Source organism: Periweissella fabaria, assembly GCF_918814575.1.
In the GTDB taxonomy this organism is placed as follows: domain Bacteria; phylum Bacillota; class Bacilli; order Lactobacillales; family Lactobacillaceae; genus Periweissella; species Periweissella fabaria.
The window spans coordinates 33,998-57,744 of sequence record NZ_CAKKNS010000008.1; the positions used below are offsets into that span (position 1 = coordinate 33,998).

Genomic DNA, 23,747 nt, shown 5'->3' on the forward strand with positions numbered 1-23,747 from the left:
TTATAACTAAAATTTTTTGGAGGCACAATTACGATGCAAGAAAAAATTCTCTTTGGTACATACACAAAAAAGACGTCTGAAGGTATTTATGAAGCCATTCTTGACACTGAAAAACGCGAATTAACGAATGCGACTTTAGTTGCTAAGGTTGGTAATCCAACTTACCTTACAACCTCAAAAGCAGGTAAGCTTTACAGTGTTGATAAGCATGGTGATCAAGGTGGGGTTTTTGTGTTAGATAACACAACCCGACCAGCAACTAAGCTTTCTGACCACATGCTTGAAGCAGCACCAGCCTATGTTGCTGTTGATGAAGCCCGTCAACTTGTTTATGCTGGTTACTACCACATTGGTTTGACTGAAGTCCTAAAAATTAATGGTGACAGTCTTGAATTAGTTGATTCAATTAAAAATGAAGGCCACGGTCCTCGTCCTGAACAAGGCTCTGCCCATGTCCACTTCACTGGTTTAACACCTGATCAACGTCTTGTCGTAGTTGACCTTGGTTCTGATCGTGTTGACACTTACGATGTAGCAGATTCAGGTAAATTAACCCATGCTGCGACCTTAACAACGGAACCTGGTTTTGGACCTCGTCACATTCGTTTCAGTCCTGATGGTAAGCACGCCTACTTACTTGGTGAACTTTCATCTAAATTAAGCGTCTTAACTTACAATTCAGCTGATGGTAGTTTTAATGTTGAACAAACCGTTGCAACGCTCCCAGCTGATTGGACTGAATTTAATGGTACCGCTGCAATTCGTGTAACTAGCGATGGTAAATTTGTCTACACATCAAATCGTGGCCACAACTCAATTGCTGTTTTCGCAATTACCGAAGCTGGTAGTCACGCCGAATTAATTCAAACAATCAGTACTGAAGGTGAATTCCCTCGTGACTTTGCTCTTAACAGCACTGAAGAATTCATTGTTGTCGCTAACCAAGATACTGATAACGTATCTTTACTTAGCCGTGATGCTACAACTGGTAAATTGAGCTTGGTCCAAAAAGACTTTGCATTACCAGAAGGTGTCCGTGTTCACTTCGAATAATATTAATAAAAACGAATCTGGTGATACAGATTCGTTTTTACTGTCTAAAGATAGCAACTTACCAAATCATCTCTAGATAATTTGGTGTTCTTTCAATTTTTTGATACAATTATCTAACTAAGAAAATGAACAGGAGTTTTAATATGGCAATTATTAAAGAAGCCGTCGTGGCAACTTTCCCTGACCTTGTCCGCGTTATTCAAAATGGAGCTGATCGCATTGAACTTAATGCAGATTTAGCAGCTGGTGGTATTACACCATCAAAGGGGATGATTGCAGAAGCAATCCAATACGTCCATGATCACGATAAAGAAATTACAGTTATGATTCGTCCCCGTGGTGGTAATTTTGTCTACAATGATATCGAACTTAAAATTATGGAAGCCGATATTCTTGAAACGCAACAATTAGGTGCTGATGGGGTTGCCTTTGGGGCATTAACTGATGAAAACACCCTCGATGAAGATGCCATGGAAAATTTGATTGCTGCTGCTGGTGGTATGACGATCACCATGCACATGGCCTTTGATGCGCTTGATCATGAAGAACAACTTCACACAATCGACTGGCTAACAGACCACGGCGTTGAACGTATTTTAACCCACGGTGGTGACTTAGCAACTCCAATTGATGCCAATATCAACCACTTAAAAGAACTCCTTGCACATGCTGCTAACCATATTGGTATCTTACCTGGTGGTATTACGAGTGCAAACTACGAAACCATTGCTAAAACATTAACCGTTTATCAAGTCCACGGGACAAAAATTGTTGATTAATAATATAAAAAACGACAAGGTGCTTAACTAACACCTTGTCGTTTTTTAATTAACTAAACTATTCAGCGCTGCAACCGCCAATACGCCATCAAACTGTTGCCAAGTCTCAGCCGAAAATGCATTACTGATTTCACTCGTCGATACAATAGTTGCAATTTGATGACCAATGCCAAGTAAGGTTTCATTAGTCGGCTGCCAACTGTTTGGGATAATGGCAAACGGACTAAGTAATAATTCATCGACACTTTGATGACTAAGCGCCGTCAAAAACGCTGCATCGCTACAAATAGCTCTCAAAGCAAATGCGTTTGTATCCGTCTGCGAAAGCTTAGCCGTTAATGCTGTTTTTAACGTACTCAACGTGGCTAAATCAGCCTTAGCTTGCTCTGCGTTTACCGGGATTGTTGTTTGTCCTCGATATAACTCACTAATTGTTGCTAAATCAAGTTGGTCAGCTGGTAAAAATAAAGCTGTATACTGGTTAGTCAATTGATTACTGAATCCTTGACTGTAACTTAAATTTTGCGCTAATACCCTGGCTACCATGCCGGTAAATTCAGCTTTATCTGGCATCGCATCTAAAACAAAATATGGATTAACTGCTAATTCTCGTTTCAGAAATTTAAATAATCGTGGTGCCAAATCTAATAACGTTAAAAAGTGTTGATATTTAAAACCTTGGAGGTGCTTTAAACTTTCAGTGATGAGTTCATGTGTATTTAAAGACTGTACTTTAGTAGCTGCCATTGGTCGTTGGTTAATCATCATATCAAGTAAAGTTACTAGCCATAACTCGCTTAAATTTCGCTGATAAACGGTTAAAACTTGATTGGTTGTTAAGTACCAACGGACACGCATAAATTCGTGAAACTTTACGGCATCAAACGGGGCTAATTCATGTGTTTGTTGTTGTCTAACCCGTTGTTTTTGTTGGATTATTTTCTTAGTTTGGGCTTTACCACCACTACGCATCTTACTACTCCTAGAAATGTTTAAATACCATTATAGTCATTTTGGGACAAAAGAAAAGAGCTGTAGGATTACCCTACAGCTCGATTTGGCATTTTGCTTGAATAACCGGTCAAGCCCGGGGAATTATTTCTAATTCCGTCACGGCAGTACTCCACTAATAAATTAGTGTAGTCATGAGTAGAAAAGGTAGATTCCACAATCCCCTTAACAAGCACCCACAATTCGGTGGTATATGTGCCCTGCCTTCGAAAACCACTAGGCAATTACTTGCACCGGTAAAACCAGCTGGTTATTCTCGACTCATCGCATAACAATTATGATATCACATTAATCTTAATTATGCAAAGGTATTTTTACAATAATTCCGCAAAAATATCTTCATCTGGATTTAAGTAGTTTTCACCCGGTTTAATCGTCACAATTTTAGTACCAGCTAAAGCACGTTCCATTAATCCTTCAACATCAATTAATTGTTCGAATTGGCGTGCTTTTTCTAAGTTTGGTCGTGTCTTAGGTGAAGGTGGCGCAAAAATAGTACAGCAATCTTCGAACGGCATAATAGAAAGATCAAACGTGCCAATTTCTTCGGCAACCTTAATGATTTCAGTTTTATCCATTGAAACAACTGGCCGAATAACCGGCATCGTTGTCACATCATTGATGGCCATCATTGATTCCATGGTTTGTGAAGCCACTTGACCAAGCGCTTCCCCATTAAAAATTGCCATCCCACCACGTTGTTCAGCCATTGCGACACTCAAACGGAGCATCAAACGACGTTGAATCGTCATCAAGTAACCTTCCGGAACTTTTTCCTTAATCGTTTCTTGAATTTCAGTAAATGGAATTTGAATAAACTTGATTGCCCCCACTGATTGTGAGAGCACTTCCGTCAATTGCTTTGATTTAGCTAAAGCTTGTTCTGTTGTATATGGTGGACTAAAGAAATGGACCATTTCCATGTCCACTCCGCGCTTCATTCCAAGGTAAGCTGCCACTGGTGAATCAATTCCACCAGAAAGCATCATCATCCCCTTACCAGCCGTTCCAACTGGGAAACCACCAGCTCCTTTAATCGTTTCAGATGAAATGAAAATACCGTTTTGACGAACATCAACTAAGATTTCAACGTCAGGATTTTTAACATCCACCGCTAATTCTGTAAATGCTTCAAATACGGCCCCACCAACTTCACGGTTAATAGCATTCGTATCCATGGGAAACTCTTTATCTGAACGTTTTGTGCTGACCTTGAAAGTCATTTCTGGTTTAACTTGTTCACGCATCATAGTGATGGCTGTTTCTTTAACCACTTCAATATCTTTTGGGAGTTGCACAACGGGTGAAAAAGTCTGAATTCCGAAGATAAGCTTCAACCGTTTCATGATTGGTTCTGGATCAGTCCCATTCAAAACAACGTGCATCCGGTCACGTTTTGGATAAACGTGAACTTCTGGAAAATCATGTAAAGCCCGAATCGTGTTAGAACCTAACCGATTAATAAAATCTTTGATGTTTTTCCCTTTGGTTGACAGTTCACCGTAGCGAACCATAATTTCTGTATATTCCAAAGTATACCTCTTTCTAGTTTGATGCGTTACGCTTGGTCATAATTTTACCAAAGCCGGCATAAATAGTGTCAAATGCTTGGTTAAACGCCGCTGCTTCAGCAAGTGTATTGGTCGCATCGAGTGAAACCCGTACTGCTGATGTGGCTAAATGTTCGGGGGTATGCATCGCCATTAACGTGCCTGAAACTTGTTCCTTTTTTGAAGAGCAAGCAGACGTCGTTGAGATGTAAATGCCATGATCTTCAAATGCATGTACAATTGTTTCCCCTCGCACACCTTCAATCGCAAACGTTAAAATATGGGGGGCAAAATGGTCATCAGTTCCCGAAAAAATCGTGATATTAGGTTGCCCTTTGATGTGGTCGATGATCGTTTTACGAACCGTTTGTTCTTGCTGATTTTTTACCGTTTCATCAGTCGTAACCATCCGCAATGCTTTGGCCATCGCAGCAATTGCCGGTACATTTTCCGTACCTGAACGTAAATTACTTTCTTGACCACCACCTGACATTAACGGTGCTAATTTTTTACCAGCTTTCATGTAAATAAAGCCAGTCCCCCGAGGCGCATGGAACTTGTGCCCTGAAAAGGTCGCAAAATCAACGCGGGGATTAAATACTAAATCACGTAAGCCTTTACCAACGGCTTGGACAGCATCGACGTGAAAATGAATTGTTGGATAGTCAGCTAATACTGCCCCAATTTCATCAATTGGTTGGATTGATCCAACTTCGTTATTCACAGCCATGACTGATACTAAGATGGTATCCGGCCGAATTGCAGCTGCCACATCACTGGCACTCACCCGTCCGGTACGATCAACTGGTAAATACGTTACTTCGTAGCCTAATTGTTCGAGTTGTTGCATTGTATTGATTACAGCTGGGTGCTCAATTTGGGTGGTAATTAAATGCTTACCAAAGGCACGTTTTGCAATGGCCGTTCCTTTGATTACCCAGTTATCACCTTCTGTACCACCGGAGGTAAAGAAGATTTCTTGTTTTTTCACACCTAAAATAGCAGCTATTTGTTGGCGTGATTGACTTAATAACTTATCGGCCTTTTCACCAAAATTATGCAATGAACTTGGATTGCCCCAAATACTTTGCGAAACTTTCGTGTAGGTTTCTAAAACTGAAGCATCAGCTTGCGTTGTTGCTGAATTATCAAAATAAATCATGAATATCCACTTCTTTCTAAATAAAATCGCTGGCTGATAGAAACACTCATTAATAATAAGGAATTTTACGACGTTTGTGAAGAGCCTTGCTCAATAAAACTAAGATTATGAGAAATATTTAGTGCTTTGTCATTATTTCCACCAAGATTTAAGCGTTAAAATAATAAAACTAGCCAACCCAGATTAATGTGGATTGGCTAGTTTTACATGCAAAACATATTATCATTTACATATCTTGAAAATCACTAACAAACTTAAAGAGTTGGCTTTTTGTCAACACCTTAGTTCCTTGGCTTTTTGTTTCAATCGTAATCGAGTCACGGTTTTCCAGAAGCTTCATGGCCTCACCAACCGTCGCCGTAGTATCTAAATCACTTACTACCGTTGCATCTGGTTGCACACTGACGTACCCCAATAAAATAAGGCGACTTAAATATACGCCAAAGACATCTTTAGCCATTGAGTTAGCAAACATTTCACTAACAAATGTATTAGTTGGATTTTGAACAATTTCTTCTGGCGTATCAACTTGTAGGATTTCGCCATGGCGCATAACGGCAATGCGATCTCCTAACCGTAAAGCTTCATCCATATCATGCGTCACAAAGATAATGGTTGTTCCAAATTGTTGATGGATTTTTTTAACCAATGCTTGTAATTGACCCCGTAAAATTGGATCAAGGGCACTAAATGGTTCATCCATTAAGACCACATCTTGATTGGCTGCAAAAGCTCGTAAGATACCTATCCGTTGTTGTTCCCCACCTGAAAGCTCATTGGGCATGCGATCACGATAATTTGCCGGATCCATGTCAACTTCCCGTAACAAATCATCGACCATTTTATTTGTTGCCGCTTTAGGTTGTTTTTTCATTTCGGGAATTAAACTAATGTTTTGCGCAACCGTCATATTAGGAAAAAGCGCAATTTGTTGTAAAACGTAGCCAATTTGCAAGCGTAATTCACGTAAATTATATTCGGTAACATTCTTACCTTTAAAAATAACATTACCCTTAGTTTGCGTAATTAATTGATTAACCATTTTAAGCGTAGTTGTCTTACCACTTCCTGATGAACCAACTAAAACTAAAAATTCACCAGCTTGAACATCAAGTGATAAATTAGCTACTACGGTCTTATCCTGATATATCTTGGTAACGTTATCTAATTTAATTAATGTGTCTGTCATTTTTCTTTAGCTCCTAACAAATGGTGCGTAACTAAGAAATCACGAGCAACAACCGCTGGTGCTTTACCTTTAACGTTAACTTGATAATTCATTTCTCGCATTTCATCTTCAGTAATCTTACCAGCCAAAACATTCAAGGTATCAATAATTTCTGGATGCTCTTTTGCCAGTGTAGCTGAAACTAACGGTGCACCTTGATAAACTGGGAATAAATGATGATTATCTTTTAATTCAACAAAATTATATTGGCGAATTTGTGAATCCGTTGAGAAGCCATCAATCACATTAACTTTTCCACTTCGTAATGCTTCATACCTAAGGGCCGCATCAACAGATTGTGAAGTCACTGATAGTCCATATTTCGCTTGCAACCCTTTATAGCCATCAGCCCGATTGAGAAATTCTAAATCAAAACCAGCATGTAATTTAGCCTCAATATTGCGTAAATCAGAAATGTTTTTTAGATGATACTTATCGGCAAAGGCTTTCGTAACAATAATTGAATACGTATTGTTATATTCCATCGGTGGTAAGTAATCAAAACCAAATTGATCTTTTAAGTCTTTTTTGGCATATCCATATAGCTGTTCTGGTGATACCCCTGTATCACGTTGCCCATTAGGTGTTTTAACTAAACTTTCTAATACCGTTCCAGTAAATTCTGGATAAATATCAATTTGTTTTGCTTTTAAGGCGTTAAATAAGAAACTCGTTTGTCCAAAATTAGGCTTTAAAATAACTTTCGTATTTGAATCTTTAGCTTCAATTAGCTCTTTATACATGTTAATTAAAATATCTGGTTCTGAACCCAGCTTACCAGCAATTGTTATGGTAGTTTGCTGTGGCTGCACGGCATGATACACACTATTACCAACTGGAATTGCCACGATTAACAACAACGCGGCAATTGAATAGCGTAATTTACCTTTTTGCAGAACGTAAATTAAAGCGCTAAAGATAATCGCTAATATTGCTGCTGCCAAAGCACCGATAATCGTTAACGTATTATCGTTACGATCAATGCCTAAAAGAATCAAATTCCCTAAACCACCGGCCCCAATTAAAGCGGCTAGTGTTGCAGTTCCAATAATCATTACCAAGGCCTGGCGAATACCCGCAATAATAGTTGGTAACGCAATGGGCAATTGCACCTTCGTTAATTTCTCAAACTTTGTCATCCCAAATGCATCGGCAGCCTCATCAAGTGATTCATCGATGGACGTTAATCCAATATACGTATTTTGAAAAATTGGTAAAATTGCATAAACCACCAACGCAATTACGGCTGGCACCTGTCCAATTCCGACGAACGGAATTAACAAACCTAGCAGGGCTAATGACGGAATCGTTTGTAAAACTCCGGCAAATTGTGTAATCACATACGCAACTTTTTTATGGTTTAAAACACTAATAGCGACTGGAACTGCGATGATAATGACAATTACTAACGCAATTAATGATATCTCAATATGTTGCAAAATCGCATTGAACAAATTAAAACGTTCTGAAATCAATGTCTGGATAAAATGCGACATTTAGTTTTTCCTCCCGGTTCTACTTTTCGTTAAAAAAACGCTTACAATTTAATAGTAAATCTTATAAGTATCTATCTTATCAAAAAAACAGCTAAAAACACATTACAAAAGTCTTAATAATGTATTCAATTTGATTAAGGTATCTTTTATAAATTGCTTGCTAGTTAACTCTCCTAATTTAAATACTATAGAAAGTCTTTTCGAATCGGTGTAAATGAATCAAGTAACCTACTATCATCAACTAAAGGAATGCATCCATGTGGATAATTACTTGGAAAATAAATTGAATCACCTACTTGGACTTGGTGACGTTCAATATGATCAGGATACTGAATGGTAAATTCGAAACTACCTTGCAAAACAAAAGTTGTCTGAACGTGCTTATGTTGATGATATGGAATTGGTGACCCAACTGCTAGCCCATGTTCAAAAACCACTAACGTATTCATTAGGCCATCGCCATAAGCCAAGACTTTACGTAAACTATTATCATCAACACGTTGCAATGTCTGTTCGTTATCATAAAAAAACATTTTAATATCCCACTTTCTATTAAGAATATGTTTAACTATACCACTTGACCGCTAATCCCTATTTCTGAATCGGCAAATCGTTATTATAACTTAGGATATTTACTTAATAAGTCACTGACTTGTTCAAATGCATACGCTAATTGATAAACTTTTTGTTCACTAAAACGTGGTCCAATAATCTGTAACCCAACTGGTAGCCCTTCTGAAAAACCAGCATTGATTGAAAGCGCTGGTAGCCCTGCAAAGTTGGCCGGTGTCACCAGAATATCAAACATATCGGCTTCAGCCTGGGTTGGTTCTTGATAGTTATCACCATAAGCGACTATCGGCGTTGTTGGTCCGATAATTAAGTCATATTTTGCGAATATTTGGTCAAAATCTTGATTAATTAACGTCCGAATTTGCGCTGCTTTACGATATAAATTTTGATACTGTTCCGGTACAAGGGCTAAGGTCCCAAACATCAAACAACTTTTGACATTCTCACCAAGGCCCTCTGAACGGATAGTTGTATAAAAATCTTGTAAAATATCTAAATTTTCAGTCCGATAACCACTCGTATTATGATCAAAATTAGCGAAGTTAATAGCAGCTTCTGCATAAGACATCACATACCACGCACTACGCGCATATTTAACGTGGGGTAAATTGATTTCTTCTACATGAGCCCCTAACGCTTCAAATTGGCGTACAGCAGCTAAAATTTGCGTTTTAACGCCATCAGAAACGCCTGGTCCCATAAACTCAACTGGTAACCCGATTTTCATGCCTTTAATACTATCAGTCAACTTAGCAGTAAAATCTGGTAGAATTTCGTGTGAACTTGCATCATCTAATTCATCAAAGCCAGACAACACATTTAAAAGTGCAGCATTATCATGCACATTTCGGGTTAATGGTCCAACTTGATCTAATGAAGATGCAAATGCAATAACTCCAGCTCGTGAAACACGGCCATAAGATGGCTTCATTCCCACGATGCCATTATAACTAGCTGGTTGCCGTACAGATCCTCCAGTATCAGAACCTAAAGCTGCTAAAACTTGCCCCCCTGCAACTGTTGCTCCGGAACCACCTGATGATCCACCTGGTAATTTATCTTGATTCCAGGCATTACGGGTCACTTGATACCCAGAAGTTTCACTAGTTGATCCCATTGCTAATTCATCAAGATTAGTTTTACCAATCGTAATAGCACCAGCGTGGGTTATTTTTTAACAACTGTGGCATCGTAACTTGGCTGATAATTTTGCAGCATTTTTGATGCTCCAGTTGTAATAATATCTTTCGTTAGAATATTATCTTTAATTGCAACAGGAATTCCACTAAACAAACTATTCGGATTAATACCTTGCGCATCAATTGCAGCCGCTTGTTCTAATGCATGTTCTTTTGTCACTAAAATATAGGCTTTTAATTTATCGTCGGTAGCGTTAATTCGGGCCAAGGTTTGTTCGGTTAATTCCACAGCACTAATTTTTTTAGCGACTAATTGCTGGTGTAATGTAACTAAATCTGTCTCAAAATAATTCATCGTTATAGTTCCTCCAATTTAAAGTACGCTGAGGGAATCATCGTTAATCCTGTATCATTTTGTAAGCCATCATTTTCTTCCGTAACGACATATGTCGGTTCAACATCTGTACAATCACATTCAGCAAAATTTGCAGTTAAATCAAGAAAAACTTGAACATTTTTTTGATATGTAGCGACTTCGTCTTCATTAAAACGAAGTAACATTAACTTACCTAATTCATTAATATCTTGTGATGAAAGTTTTGCTACCATAACATTATCTCCCTAATTTGTTAATATTATTAATAAATCTATCAGAGAATACGTTAAGTTACCAATATTTAGTTTACTTAAATTACATCCCCACGCATATCCCCGGAGATAGTACCCAAGCTATTAAAAAAATCCGAAAAGAAAAATAGAACCAAAAAAAGATCCGAAAAAATAATTTTTTCCGGATCTTTTTGTGTATATTTTGAATATATCAGATTTCTAAAATGCCTTTGACCAGCAAATTACTACTAAAATCTAGTTATGTTGTAATTATCCAATTGATATTACTTTTTTTCTAAAACGGCAATACTTTCAACGTGGGTTGTTTGTGGGAATTGGTCAACTGGTTGAATTGAACCTTTAACTTCATAACCTAATTGTTTAAATTCTTCCAAGTCACGTGTTAATGTAGCTGGGTTACAACTAATGTAAACAATTTTCTTTGGTGCCATTTCCACGGCTGCCGTGATTAATTCACCAGTCAAACCTTTACGTGGTGGATCAACAAAGATAACATCCGGTTTCAAGTCAGCTTCCGCCCACTTAACCATTTGTTCTTCAGCCTTACCAAGCGTGAACTTAACATTTTTAATGTTGTTCATGTCAGCATTCCGTTTAGCATCATCAATCGCACCAGGTACAATTTCAACACCATAAACTTGCTTAACTTTAGGTGCAATTGTAAGTGAAATTGTTCCAATTCCTGAGTAGGCATCGATAACAACTTCATCACCAGATAATTCAGCTTTTTGTGCTGCCAAAGTATATAAGTTTTCGGTTGTTTGTGGGTTAACTTGGTAGAATGAGTTTGGTCCAATGGCAAACTTCAAGCCAAGTAATGTATCAAAGATAACTTTGTTACCCCAAAGAACAACATTCTTTTCACCTAAAATAACGTTAGTCTTTTCTTGGTTAATATTTTGAATAATTGACTTAACTTCAGGTAAAGCAGCTCGAATTTCATCGACAATTACTTCTTGCATTGGCAATTTACGTGACTTTGTAACAATTACAATCATCATTTCGTGACTGTAGTAACCCCGACGAACCATCACTGTCCGGACAACCCCACGGTGGTTAACTTCATCATAAGCGGCTACGTGGTACTTACGTAAAATATCACGAACAGTATTAACTGCTTTATCAATTTCTGGATCTTGAATAAAGTAATTTTCAATTGGAACCAAGTTGTGTGAATTACGACGGTAGAAACCAGTTTCTAATTGGCCTTTAATTTCACGAACTGGAACTTGCGCTTTATTACGGTACCCAAATGGATTTTCCATCCCAATTGTTTCGGCAACTGGAATATCCAAGTGTTGTTTCTTCAATAAGGCTTCAATTTGTTGTTGCTTAAATTTCAATTGAGCTGGGTATTTCAAATTAGCTAATGGTGCAATACCAGTTGTAACCAAATCAGCATCAACATCATTGTTACGATTATCTGATTCTACTAAAACTTTAATAACCCGCGCAAAAGCGTATGAACTGGCAACTTTAGTGATTCCGATTTTTACAGTTTCACCAGGTACAGCATTGGCGACAAAAATTGGGAAATCATCAATTTTAGCAACCCCCATACCTAAGTATGTAAGGTCAAAGATTTCAACATCAAATTGTTGATTTTTTGAAACAGGTGCGTTTTTCTTACTCATAAAATATCCTTTTTTCTACATGTAAATTAATAAAAATATTAATTTATGTGTTTTGACTCTTCAATAAATTTTTCTTCATATTCGCGTAACTTTTTATCTTCACGCGATGTTAAGGCACTATCTGGCATGTCATCAATGTTTGCAACAACTTCAATATGTTGTTGCAAATTAGTAAATTGCATTGGTGCATCGCCACCATATTCACCGTCTAGGTTAATCATTAAACGATCATCTGAAAGCGGCTTAGCAACCACCTTACTCGTCTTCTTATAAATCACTCGTGGATCATCGACGTGCTTACCACCATTAAGGATTTCCGCCCCAATTTGTAATAAATCAGCAATTCCGACTGCTTTAACGATTAATAACGTGAATTTACCATCATCGAGCTTGGCATCCGGTACTAATTGTTCAAAACCACCAACGGAGTTAGTTAACGCTAAAAACATCATTGAGGCAGCACCTTCATACTTACCACCATCATATTCTATACTTACATTAACCGGCCGTAACCGGGGTAACAATTCAGCTCCTTTTGCCAAATATGCAAAGTATCCATACAATGTCTTAAATTTTGAAGGAACTGAATATGTTAATTCAGTTAACATTCCGCCAGCTGCAATATTGGCAAAATAAGCATCACCAGCTTGCCCCACGTCAATTTTAAACGTTTTACCTTTTAAAATCACTTCTGCGGCTTCAAGTGGATCTTCCCGCGGAATCCGTAAAGCCCGCGCATAGTCATTGGTCGTCCCAGCGGGGATAATTGCTAACTTAGGGCGCTTTTCAAGTGGGGCAATTCCATTAACAACTTCATTAATGGTTCCATCTCCACCGGCAGCAACAATTAAATCAAAGCCGGCTAAAGCAGCTCGCTTAGCTTCATTTTCGGCTGAATTTGGTTCAGGCGTTGTTGCAAACGCACTCGTCTCATAACCGGCTTCTTCGTAAACTTGTAAAATATCGACTAATTGACGTTTAACTAGTTCACGTCCTGCCGTCGGATTGTAAATGATTCGAGCACGTTTCATGCGCAAACCCCCCTTTTAAAAATTTTATTTATGTACAAACCGATGTCCCCACTAATGGGACCATCGATTCAATTTTATTTAACCACAAAGAACTATTTTACCTTAGATTGGTCAATAAAGATATATTAATGATTAACGTGCATTCAAACTAGCCATCAAAAGTTCATTAACAACATTTGGATTAGCTTGACCCTTAGTTTGTTTCATAATCGCTCCAACTAAGAAGCCAACGGCCCGATCCTTACCGTTCTTAAAGTCTTCGATTGATTGTTCGTTAGCATCTAGCACACCATCAATAATCGGTTGCAAGATGGCTGGATCTGAAAGTTGTTTCAACCCATTCTTTTCAACGTAAGCAACTGGTTCTTCACCTTCCATAATCGCCTTAAAGACTTTCTTGGCTTGCTTAGTTGAAATAGTACCATCTTCAATTAAGTTAATCATCCCCGCCAAGTTAGCTGGTGTTAAATCAGTATCTTGAAGTTCAACCTTTTTATCATTCATGTAGGCGTTAACGTCACCCATAAGGTAGTTAGCAGCCCGTTTAGCTTCCGCTCCGGCAGTAACGGTCGCATCAAAGAAGTCTGACATTTCAAGCGTTTGTGTAATAACTTCCGCATCATAAGCTTCAATACCAAGTTGGCTAACGTAACGTTGACGACGTGCTTTAGCACCTTCTGGCAATTCAGCACGAACCTTTGCAATCCATTCATCATCAATTGTAAGTGGTGCTAAATCTGGTTCTGGGAAGTAACGGTAATCTTCAGCACCTTCCTTAACCCGCATCAAAATAGTCGTACCTGTTGCTTCATCATAACGACGAGTTTCTTGTTTGATTTCACCACCACCAAGTAAAACTTGTACTTGACGTTTAGCTTCAAATTCAAGCCCCTTACGAACATAGTTAAATGAATTCAAGTTTTTCAATTCAGTCTTAACACCAAATTCTTTTTGGCCAATTGGACGGACTGATAAGTTAGCATCAACCCGCATTGAACCTTCTTCCATTTTAACATCAGAAATCCCAGTAAATTGGATTGTTTGGCGTAATGCTTCAAGATAAGCATACGCTTCATCTGGACTAGTAATATCAGCTTCTGAAACAATTTCAATCAATGGTGTTCCTTGACGGTTCAAGTCAACATATGAGTAACCATTTGGGTTGTGGGTATTTTTACCCGCATCTTCTTCAACATGTAGTTCACGAATCCCGATACGCTTAGTTTCCCCATTAACTTCGATTTCCAAGTAACCATTGCGGCCAATCGGATTATCATGTTCCGTAATTTGGTACGCTTTAGGATTATCTGGGTAGAAGTAATTTTTACGATCCCAGTGTGTTTCAGGTGTGATTTCAGCATTCAAGGCTAATGCTGCCCGCATTCCAAATTCAATCGCCCCTTTGTTTGCTTGTGGCAAGACACCTGGGTAACCCCAGTCAATCACGTTAGTATTAGCATTTACTTCGGCTCCATACGCAACTGGCGAAGGAGAGAATGCCTTTGAATTTGTCTTCATTTCGACGTGGACTTCAAGTCCAATTATTGTTTCAAAATTCATTAGTCGTTTCCTCCCAAGTTAGGTACTTGCTTAAATAATTGGGTTTCTTGTTCAAAGGCATACGCCGCACGATACACGGTATCTTCATCAAATGCTTTACCAATAATGTGTAATCCAACTGGTAAACCTTCTGAGAAACCAGCATTAATTGAAATTGCTGGTAAGCCAGCAAAGTTTGATGGAATTGTAAGTACATCATACATGTATAATTCAGCTGGATCTTCAGGTGTGAAGTCCATTCCAAATGCAACAGACGGTGCACTTGGTCCAATAATTAAATCGTAATCTTTAAAGACATTATCAAAATCTTGAATTAATAATGTCCGAATTTGTGCAGCCTTTTTAAAGAAAGCATCATAAGCACCAGCTGAAAGTGAAAATGTTCCCAACATGATCCGACGCTTTACTTCATCCCCAAATCCTTGTGAACGAGTCTTAATGTATAAGTCATTTAAATTTTTAACATCTTCGGCACGGAATCCATAACGGATACCATCGAAACGTTGTAAGTTTGAAGACGCTTCGGCAGAACCAATAATGTAGTATGCTGCAACCCCATATTTTGAGTGCGGTAAACTAACTTCTTCAACGGTTGCACCAAGCGCTTCAAATTGTTTAGCAGCGGCTAAGATTGTTTCACGAACACCCGCTGAAACACCTTCACCAAGGTATTCCTTTGGTAAAGCAATCTTCATCCCTTTGATATCACCATTCAAATTAGCTGTGAAATCAGGAACTTCACGTGTTGAAGTGGTTTGGTCACGGTGATCAGCACCAGCTAAAACATTAAGCATTGCCGCATTATCACGCACTGTACGTGTTAAGTGACCAACTTGATCAAGTGAAGATGCAAACGCAATTACTCCCCAACGTGATACGCGGCCATAAGTTGGTTTAAAACCAACGATTCCGTTAAAACCAGCAGGTTGCCGTACTGAACCACCGGTATCAGTTCCAAGTGAAGCCAAAACTTCACCGGCTGCAACTGCGGCTGCAGAACCACCTGATGAACCACCTGGCACCTTCGTTTGGTCCCAAGCATTTTTAGTCATTTTAAAGTATGAATTTTTACTTGTTGAACCCATGGCAAATTCATCCATATTTGCCTTACCAACCATAATGGCTCCGGCGTTATTCAACTTTTCAACTACCGTTGCATCAAAAATTGGTTTAAAATTGTGCAACATTTTTGATCCCGCAGTCGTCAAGATATCTTTTGTCAAAATATTATCCTTGATTGCCACAGGAATACCACTAAATAAACTATTAGGATCAATACCTTGTTCATCAACGGCCTTTGCTTGAGCCAAAGCTTCTTCTTCAGCAATCGTAATGAATGCATCGACTTTTGGTTCAGTCGCTTTGATGTTCGCAATTGTTTGCTCTGTCAATTCAACTGATGTAATTTCTTTATTAACCAATTGGTTGTGTAACTTTGTTAAGTCGGTTTCAAAATAATTCATTATTTAGCACCTGCACTTTCATTAATAATTGCTGGAACCTTAATTAAGCCATTTTCACTTTCAGGTGCGCGCGCCAATAATTCAGCTTTTTGCTGTGCATTGATGCCTTCATCTGCCCGAAGAACATTATGATCTTCAGTAACAGTAAAAGTAGCAGGTACATTAGTTGTATCAACTTCATTTAAGATGTCAATTAAATTCATAATGTCATCAAGTTGTTCTTTAAAGTAATCAAGTTCTTGATCATTAAATTCAAGCATTGCTAAGCCCGCCACGTGACGGACTTCTTCACGTGTCAATTCTGTTTCTGCCATGATTCTCACCTATCCTAAATATTTTACATTGGTTAATTTTATCATAGTTTAACGGGCTTAATCATAAAATTATTAAACGAATTATATTTTTGGCATATAATTAAAAGAAAAGGTTTACCCTACTAAAATTATCTCTTGGAGGTTCATCAATGCGTTTATGGCATGAAAATTTAATTTCCGTACTCCCCCGACAACAACTTTTAGGCCAACATCGTGAATGTTGTGCTCTGCGTGGCCGGGGTTGGGGCCGACCACACCAAACTGTTAATTACGTCTTTACCCATTCGCCGTATAAGCTTTTTCAGTATCACCAACTTATTATGACTGAAATGCAAAAGCGCGGCTATAAACCCGACTTACGCTGGGCTGATGCTAATTATCGCGGTCAAACGGCAACGCCTTATACAGACTTGCAAAGTTGTCCAATGACAACGCCTATTTATCCAGAACATGATGCAGATTACCTGGCAGAATGTTTAGCTAACTTGGCACAAAAAGATATCTTTTTATAAGCTGGCACATTGTTATAAATAAAAAAACGAGAGAAAAATAACTTTTCTCTCGTTTTTTTATTCGTATGCTTGTTAACTAATCAGTCAATAACAATCATACTTAATTAAATGTGTTGTTAAGTTTACTTAACAGCATCCTTCAAGGCTTTACCAGGCTTGAATGCTGGTACAACAGAAGCAGCAATTTCAATTTCTGCTCCAGTTTGTGGGTTACGACCCTTACGGGCAGCACGTTCGCGAACTTCGAAGTTACCAAAGCCAATTAATTGAACTTTTTCACCCTTTGCCAATAAATCTTGAATTGAGCTAAATACAGCTTCTACTGCAGCAGCAGAATCTTTCTTAGTCAAACCAGTTGTAGATGCGACTTGGTCAATTAAATCTTGTTTGTTAGCCATGTGGAGACTCCTCATTTATTTAAAATTTTGTACTGAACCTTCAGCACATAAAATGTTAGCACAAACGTTGCTATAATGCTACTTTTACCACAAAAGAATTGTATTTTCGTAACATGTAAACAATCGCTAATCAAAAGAATAGACGAAACAAAGTCGATAGTCAAATAAATTTCATAATAATTTGACCATAGTTTCATTAATTTTAATGATTAAGAACATATTTTAACGTTATTTCGTAAGTTTCATCAGCTAAACGTCGTTGCTTAATGGCACCTTGTCCGAACAATGATGCGTTATTTTGTTCCAACCATTGATCTAATTCGTTAACCAATTCTTCTAAATACTTACCACTAAAAACTTTAATTCCTGATTTCACGATTGAACTTCCCCCTTAAAAAATCATCTAACGTAAAGGTAGTAATCCCAATTTTTTACGTTGCTTTTATTTATATAGTATTAATTCATCATGTCGACTATTTAATGCGTGACGCTAAATTAAATAGTTATTTCCTAATTCATAGTAGTTTTTATCCCTATATATATTATACAACAATTATACTTCCATACAAATTTAAGCGATTATAAATAACGAAATTCAATTTATATAAAAAAAGAAAAGCGATTAGAAAAAATTTTCCAACCACTTTTCTTTTTTACGTGTACTAGTTATTATGAGTAATCTAATCGATGCACTAATCATTTCGGCCTTAAATAAGTTAACCTGCTCAATTGCGCATACTGGATTCGAACCAGTGCATTATGGATTCAGAGTCCACTGCCTTACCACCTTGGCGAATGCGCAATAAATAACACTAATAATTCTAAGCCTATTTTAATTATAAATCAATAAGTAATAACTAGTTACGTTCCATTTTATTACTTTTAAAAATAAACATCTTACTCAAGACGTAGTTTAAAATAATCACAACAACATTATCAATAATTTTCCAAAGTAATGGCTGTCCATGTAAAAGGTTAACCCCTACATAAATAATCACTAAATCAAGGATTAACGTAAGCCCTCGATAATAAAAGAATGCAATAACTTCCCGTAACTTTTCGCCAAATTCCGTTGCTTTTGAACCAAATACCCAAATTCGATTCGTCAAATAGGCAACTAACACTGATAAAAACCAAGCTAGAATGTTACTAATCGTTGTACTCAATCCCAATTTCATCCCAATTCCAAAAACTGCAATATTAACAACTGTCGTTAATACCCCAAAAATCAAGTACAAAAGTTGTGCTGAATACTTATTAATAACCGCTTTAATTGTTTGCACCATAACTCCACCTTTTTACAAATAATGACCCCACCCAGACTCGAACTGGGAGCAACCGCTTAGGAGGCAGTCGTTTTATCCAGTTAAACTATAGGGTCAAAAGACTAACTGGGTTATTATAGCATATTTTCATACTAAATTTATGCCAAAAAAAAATTCTTACAAATGTAAGAATTTTTTACTTGGGCTAGTCTTTCTTGCGACGCATTCCCTTATTCTTTTGCGATCCTTTACGTGAACGAGCTTTCTTTTTAGCAGCAATTTGCTCTTTTTTAGATAATTTAGCCGGTTCAGCAACCACAGGTGAAAGCTCCTTAGTACGGCTAACTTTATTAGTAGAACTACCAGTAGTTTTAACACTGCTTGGCTTGTTATCAACCGTAATTCGGGTACTCGTTTGAGCACCTGATTGTTGACTACCTGTCATCATTGGCTTTTGATCAACTAATTTATTATTCGCAAAATACATTGCTTGTAAATCAAAGGCTTTACCAACTAGTTGCTTTAACTTACGTAAATCATGGTCATTACCAAAGTTAACAACGGTGCCTTCTTTACCCATTCGACCTGTTCGACCAACCCGGTGGGTATACGTTAAGGCACTATTTGGTAAATCATAGTTAATTACAGCTGGTAAATCAGCAATATCTAATCCCCGCGCCATGACATCTGTTGTCAATAAGTATTGCACTTTTCCTTGTCGGAATAACCGTAATGCATCGGCCCGGTCTGTTCCACGTTGGGTACCACCTAAAACAGCGATGTTAACATGTTCATGTTTTAAGTTACTAGCTGCATATTTTAAGTTTGGTAATTGGTTAAAGAACACCAACGCCTTAAACCCTTTAATGTGGCTAAAACGCTTTAACATCGCAATTTTTTGGGAATTATTAACCATCATTAATCCGTGACGGACAACCCCTTGAGTATTATCAATATCACGAACATCAATTGTTTTAACTTCCGTCCCAAACAAGTCCGCAAGTTTATCAAAGACTGGTTTATCAGTTGCTGAGAAAAAGCCAAACTGAACATCTGAACTGGTATAACGTTCAATATCTTGAATATCACGTAATGTTTCATCAGTTAATAATTCATCCGCTTCATCAATGATCATTGTTTGTAAGTTATGCAGTTTTAACTTGCGATCTGCCAATAAATTCAATACACGGCCAGGTGTACCAACGACAATTTCAGGATTAGTTTTTAATTTTTCCATTTGTCGTTTTACATTAGCTCCACCAGTAATTGATGTAACTGTTAATTCAAGTAATGCCGCCCATTCTCGAACAACTTGAGTCGTTTGCATTGCGAGCTCTTGTGATGGTGATAAGATTAAAAGTTGGGTACCATCTTTAGGTACAAGGTTAGCTAATAACGGCAAGGTAAACGCAATTGTTTTTCCGGAACCAGTTGGTGATAAGCCAATAATTGACTCACCTTGAACTAAGGGTTCCCAGACAGCGTGTTGAATTGGAGTTTGTTGAGTAAACCCTTTAGCATTAAAGTGGTCTTGCAAAATTTGTAGCATATTCTATCTCGTTTCTAATTTCGAGCTTTATTTTTCCTGATCTGCTGGGAAAGATAAAGCAGCAGTTTGACGTAATTGGTAAACAACGTTGTTTACACGTTGACTAAGCATTAATAGCTTTTGATACTCTTCACTGTGTGCATCAAAATTATTAATAATTTCCGCAAAGACCATAACTTCGGCTAACATTGGATTTTCATGTGGTAAATCAGCAATTTGTTCAGCTTCAGTCGGATTACGGTGGTAAAGGACACTATTTAATTCCGCAATATTATCAATCACAATTGAATCTTCAAGACCATAAATTTCAGAAGCTAAGTATGAATTTGAATTTTTCCCAAAAATCAACGTAACATCAAAATCAGCATATCGTAAAATGGCCGTTCCGCGACCATCAGCACCGTTTGATAATTTTGTTGCAAAGTATTGGCAGTCTTGTGGTAAACCAAATAATGCCACGGCCGCATAAACGGGGTAAATTCCTAAATCTTCAATGGCACCACCAGCAAAGTCTGGATTAAAGACATTCGGATTTTTACCAGCTAAGAACGCATCAAAACGTGATGAGTACTTGTTGTAAACAAAAGTTGCCCCTTGAATACGATCCATTTGCTTGATTTGTTCTGCAATTTTTTTGAAGTTAGGTTGGTGAATGTGGCGAGCGGCTTCAAAGAAACGGACATTGGGATGCTCACGTAATTTAGAATAAACCATCTCAAATTGAGTTGGTGTAATTACCGCTGGCTTTTCAACAATCACATGTTTATCATTTTCAATTGCTTGTAACACTTGACGATAATGCAAGGCATTTGGTGATGCAATATAAACAACATCAATATCACTGGCAAAAAAAGCATCTAAATCAGTAAATGCAGCTGCTTTAGTTCCAAATTTCTCATTGATTACCGCTGCTTTACTAGCGTCACGCGTATAAATTGCCCCTAAATCATACGCACTACTTGCCAAAATTGCTTCAATAAATTGTTCAGTAATCCAGCTTGTTCCAATTGTTCCAATTTTTAAAACCATTTTCGTCACCTCATCAATAATAAATTTTACTAATTATATTGTAACAAATATCAATCCCTGACACACTCATATCTATCTAATTAAAACAGAGTCGGCTCATTTTATAAGTCGGCTCTGTTTTTAATAATTATAAGTATTTAGCATCCATTTCGGCGTCTTGTGACGTTAAAATCTTAGGGCCCTCTTTAGTAATGGCTAATGTGTGTTCATATTGGGCACACCATGAGCCATCAGCCGTCTTGGCCGCATCCCAATCAGCTTCTTCAGCAACAATCCGTGTTTGCCATCCACCAAGCGTCACCATTGGTTCAATCGTGATTGTCATCCCTTCTTTAAGACGTAAACCACGACCAGCGTTACCAAAATGAGGTACAGATGGTTCTTCATGCATTGTTGGTCCAATACCATGACCAATATATTCACGTACATTACCATAACCTTGTTCAGTTAAGTAACCATCAATAGCGGCGCCAATGTCACCAATGCGGTTACCAATTACGGCTTGATCAATTCCTAAGTATAATGCCTTTTTAGTTGCTTCCATAAGGCCCGCAACTTCAGGACTAACTTCACCAACGGCAAAGGTCCAACATGAATCTGAAAAAGCACCATCAAGTTCAACAACTGTATCTACTTTAACGATATCACCGGCTTTTAAAAATACGCCTTTTCGAGGAATGGCATGACAAACATAGTCATTAATTGAAACACAAGTTGCGTATTTGTAAGTTTCAAAGCCAATTTGTGCGGCAACACCACCATGTTCCTCGATGTATTTGTGACAAAATTCTTCAATTGCCCAACTTTCCATGCCAGGTTCAATTATTTTAGCTAATTCTTGGTGCATTCCCGCAATAATCGCTCCTGAAGCTTTCATTGCTTCAATTTCGCGTGCTGATTTTAAACTAATCATAAGTATCCCTTCCCTAAATCTTATTAATTTTCTTACATACTAATCTTTATTATTATAGCATTGCAAAAACACTTTGTCTTATTGGTTTAATAAATCCCAAGCCGTTCCTCACTAAATCAAAAACATCCTCATTTACTAACATTAAATAAATTTAATGCGTTACTCATGTATTTAACATGTTATAATTACTATACTTTAATTTTTAACGGAGGATGCTTACTTATGAGCACAAATTTTGAATTGAAACTCGACAAATATGCCGATCTAATCGTAAAAACCGGAGTCAATGTCCAACAAGGGCAAACAATTATTTTATATGCGGATGTTGAAAATGTTATTTTGGCACGTAAAATCGTTGACGCTGCCTATACGGCTGGTGCCAACGAAGTAATTGTTAAGTGGAATGATAGTCACATTGTTCATGCTTTCCTTGAAAACACTTCTGACGAACGCCTAGTGAACATTCCTAATTACTTGACTGTTGAAGCTGAAGAACTCATGGCTAAAAATGCGTCACGTATTTCATTGATTTCAAGTGATCCTGATGCATATGGTGATTTAGATCAAGAACGAGTTGCTAAATTCACAGCTGCTAGTGGTAAGGCTTTACGCGTTATTCGTCAAGCTACTATGAGCAATGATATTTCATGGTTAGTTGTAGCTGCTGCTGGCCAAAAATGGGCTGAAAAAGTTTTCCCAGACTTAACTGGTGAAGCTGCAGTTGACCGCTTATGGGAAGAAATTTTTAAGGTTGTCCGTATTGATGACACTAATGATGCCATCGCTGGTTGGGATGAACACATCAAGACACTTAAAAATAAAGCGACGTGGTTAAATGAATTGAACTTTAAGGAATTGCAATATTCTAGTAAAGTAACTAATTTTACTATTGGTTTAGCTAAGGATCATATCTGGGAAGCGGCCGATTCAGTTGATCGCCAAGGTAATTTATTTGTTGCTAACATGCCTACAGAAGAAGTTTTCACTTCACCTGATTTTAATAACATCCACGGTAAAGTAGTTTCAACAAAACCACTTTCATATGCCGGCGTGCTAATTGAAGATATTGAACTAACTTTTGAAAATGGACAAGTCATCGAAGCCCATGCCTCAAAGGGTGAAGAGGCCCTTATCAAGTTACTTGATACCGATGAAGGTTCACGTTCACTTGGTGAAGTTTCACTAGTACCGTTCCACTCACCAATCTCTGAATCAGGTATTGTGTTCTTCAATACTCTTATTGATGAAAATGCTTCTGATCACTTAGCCCTCGGTGCTGCTTATCCATTCAACGTTAAAAATGGAACAACGCTTGATGATGATGCACGTCAAGCCCTCGGTCAAAACTTATCACAAACGCACGTTGATTTCATGATTGGCTCTGAAGACATGAATATTGACGGTATTACGTACGATGGTCAAGTTGTGCCCGTCTTCCGTAATGGTGACTGGGCCTAA

General features: G+C 37.8%; 22 protein-coding genes, 2 tRNA genes and 1 pseudogene. 4 read left to right on the forward strand and 21 right to left on the reverse strand.

Features of this window, described 5'->3' with window-relative positions; translation table 11 throughout:
• The first annotated feature begins 33 nt into the window (after positions 1-33).
• Complete coding sequence (locus LQZ75_RS08190; protein WP_230097343.1) at positions 34-1,053, forward strand: lactonase family protein; 1,020 nt, start codon at positions 34-36, stop codon at positions 1,051-1,053.
• A gap of 149 nt (positions 1,054-1,202) precedes the next feature.
• Positions 1,203-1,832: a copper homeostasis protein CutC gene (locus tag LQZ75_RS08195; RefSeq protein ID WP_290368225.1), complete on the forward strand. Its 630-nt coding sequence runs from the start codon at positions 1,203-1,205 to the stop codon at positions 1,830-1,832.
• Between the two features lie 45 nt (positions 1,833-1,877).
• Here the strand turns inward: LQZ75_RS08195 and LQZ75_RS08200 are convergent, their stop codons facing one another.
• The 13 genes and pseudogenes from LQZ75_RS08200 to gatC form a co-directional block, all read right to left on the reverse strand.
• Positions 1,878-2,804 carry a hypothetical protein gene (locus LQZ75_RS08200; protein WP_230097345.1) on the reverse strand — a complete coding sequence of 309 codons (927 nt, stop codon included), beginning with the start codon at positions 2,802-2,804 and terminating at the stop codon, positions 1,878-1,880.
• Between the two features lie 353 nt (positions 2,805-3,157).
• Positions 3,158-4,375, reverse strand: coding sequence for a tRNA uracil 4-sulfurtransferase ThiI (thiI, locus tag LQZ75_RS08205; protein ID WP_230097346.1), 1,218 nt, complete (start codon positions 4,373-4,375; stop codon positions 3,158-3,160).
• Positions 4,376-4,388: 13 nt separating this feature from the next.
• Positions 4,389-5,555: a cysteine desulfurase family protein gene (locus LQZ75_RS08210; RefSeq protein ID WP_230097347.1), complete on the reverse strand. Its 1,167-nt coding sequence runs from the start codon at positions 5,553-5,555 to the stop codon at positions 4,389-4,391.
• 226 nt (positions 5,556-5,781) lie between these two features.
• Positions 5,782-6,744 carry an ABC transporter ATP-binding protein gene (locus LQZ75_RS08215; protein WP_230097348.1) on the reverse strand — a complete coding sequence of 321 codons (963 nt, stop codon included), beginning with the start codon at positions 6,742-6,744 and terminating at the stop codon, positions 5,782-5,784.
• A complete protein-coding gene (locus LQZ75_RS08220; protein ID WP_230097349.1) occupies positions 6,741-8,279 on the reverse strand; it encodes an ABC transporter permease/substrate-binding protein in 1,539 nt (512 codons plus the stop codon). The genes LQZ75_RS08215 and LQZ75_RS08220 overlap by 4 nt, the downstream gene beginning before the upstream one ends.
• 185 nt (positions 8,280-8,464) lie before the next feature.
• Positions 8,465-8,812 carry a cupin domain-containing protein gene (locus LQZ75_RS08225; protein WP_230097350.1) on the reverse strand — a complete coding sequence of 116 codons (348 nt, stop codon included), beginning with the start codon at positions 8,810-8,812 and terminating at the stop codon, positions 8,465-8,467.
• Positions 8,813-8,895: 83 nt separating this feature from the next.
• Positions 8,896-10,346: pseudogene (gene gatA, locus LQZ75_RS08230) on the reverse strand (Asp-tRNA(Asn)/Glu-tRNA(Gln) amidotransferase subunit GatA).
• A gap of 2 nt (positions 10,347-10,348) precedes the next feature.
• Positions 10,349-10,600 (reverse strand): Asp-tRNA(Asn)/Glu-tRNA(Gln) amidotransferase subunit GatC, encoded by a 252-nt coding sequence (locus LQZ75_RS08235; protein ID WP_230097351.1) that lies wholly within the window; start codon positions 10,598-10,600, stop codon positions 10,349-10,351.
• Positions 10,601-10,884: 284 nt separating this feature from the next.
• Positions 10,885-12,255, reverse strand: coding sequence for a 23S rRNA (uracil(1939)-C(5))-methyltransferase RlmD (rlmD, locus tag LQZ75_RS08240; RefSeq protein WP_230097352.1), 1,371 nt, complete (start codon positions 12,253-12,255; stop codon positions 10,885-10,887).
• A gap of 38 nt (positions 12,256-12,293) precedes the next feature.
• Complete coding sequence (locus LQZ75_RS08245) at positions 12,294-13,286, reverse strand: diacylglycerol kinase (protein WP_230097353.1); 993 nt, start codon at positions 13,284-13,286, stop codon at positions 12,294-12,296.
• Positions 13,287-13,418: 132 nt separating this feature from the next.
• Positions 13,419-14,846, reverse strand: coding sequence for an Asp-tRNA(Asn)/Glu-tRNA(Gln) amidotransferase subunit GatB (gene gatB / locus LQZ75_RS08250; protein ID WP_230097354.1), 1,428 nt, complete (start codon positions 14,844-14,846; stop codon positions 13,419-13,421).
• Positions 14,846-16,312 carry an Asp-tRNA(Asn)/Glu-tRNA(Gln) amidotransferase subunit GatA gene (gene gatA / locus LQZ75_RS08255; protein WP_230097408.1) on the reverse strand — a complete coding sequence of 489 codons (1,467 nt, stop codon included), beginning with the start codon at positions 16,310-16,312 and terminating at the stop codon, positions 14,846-14,848. The genes gatB and gatA (LQZ75_RS08255) overlap by 1 nt, the downstream gene beginning before the upstream one ends.
• Positions 16,309-16,623 (reverse strand): Asp-tRNA(Asn)/Glu-tRNA(Gln) amidotransferase subunit GatC, encoded by a 315-nt coding sequence (gatC, locus tag LQZ75_RS08260; protein WP_230097355.1) that lies wholly within the window; start codon positions 16,621-16,623, stop codon positions 16,309-16,311. Before gatC ends, gatA (LQZ75_RS08255) begins: the two co-directional genes overlap by 4 nt.
• Positions 16,624-16,772: 149 nt before the next feature.
• Here gatC and LQZ75_RS08265 point away from each other — a divergent pair, with 149 nt between their 5' ends.
• A complete protein-coding gene (locus LQZ75_RS08265; protein ID WP_230097356.1) occupies positions 16,773-17,135 on the forward strand; it encodes a TIGR02328 family protein in 363 nt (120 codons plus the stop codon).
• Between the two features lie 122 nt (positions 17,136-17,257).
• Here LQZ75_RS08265 and LQZ75_RS08270 read toward each other — a convergent pair whose 3' ends face one another.
• The 8 genes from LQZ75_RS08270 to map form a co-directional block, all read right to left on the reverse strand.
• Entirely contained in the window at positions 17,258-17,533 is a 276-nt protein-coding gene (locus LQZ75_RS08270) for an HU family DNA-binding protein (protein WP_168722320.1), read from the reverse strand.
• Between the two features lie 202 nt (positions 17,534-17,735).
• A complete protein-coding gene (locus LQZ75_RS08275) occupies positions 17,736-17,909 on the reverse strand; it encodes a hypothetical protein (RefSeq protein WP_230097357.1) in 174 nt (57 codons plus the stop codon).
• Between the two features lie 353 nt (positions 17,910-18,262).
• A tRNA-Gln gene (locus LQZ75_RS08280) sits at positions 18,263-18,335 on the reverse strand.
• 55 nt (positions 18,336-18,390) lie between these two features.
• Positions 18,391-18,819: a GtrA family protein gene (locus LQZ75_RS08285; protein ID WP_230097358.1), complete on the reverse strand. Its 429-nt coding sequence runs from the start codon at positions 18,817-18,819 to the stop codon at positions 18,391-18,393.
• 22 nt (positions 18,820-18,841) lie between these two features.
• Positions 18,842-18,914, reverse strand: a tRNA-Arg gene (locus tag LQZ75_RS08290).
• Between the two features lie 89 nt (positions 18,915-19,003).
• The gene (locus tag LQZ75_RS08295; RefSeq protein WP_230097359.1) at positions 19,004-20,347 is read right to left on the reverse strand and encodes a DEAD/DEAH box helicase; all 1,344 of its coding nucleotides are present in this window, start codon (positions 20,345-20,347) and stop codon (positions 19,004-19,006) included.
• Between the two features lie 27 nt (positions 20,348-20,374).
• A complete protein-coding gene (locus LQZ75_RS08300; protein ID WP_230097360.1) occupies positions 20,375-21,376 on the reverse strand; it encodes a Gfo/Idh/MocA family protein in 1,002 nt (333 codons plus the stop codon).
• 127 nt (positions 21,377-21,503) lie between these two features.
• On the reverse strand, positions 21,504-22,289 hold the full coding sequence (gene map, locus LQZ75_RS08305; RefSeq protein ID WP_230097361.1) for a type I methionyl aminopeptidase: 786 nt from the start codon (positions 22,287-22,289) through the stop codon (positions 21,504-21,506).
• Between the two features lie 222 nt (positions 22,290-22,511).
• Between map and LQZ75_RS08310 the strand changes: the two genes are divergently transcribed.
• Positions 22,512-23,747: an aminopeptidase gene (locus tag LQZ75_RS08310; protein WP_230097362.1), complete on the forward strand. Its 1,236-nt coding sequence runs from the start codon at positions 22,512-22,514 to the stop codon at positions 23,745-23,747.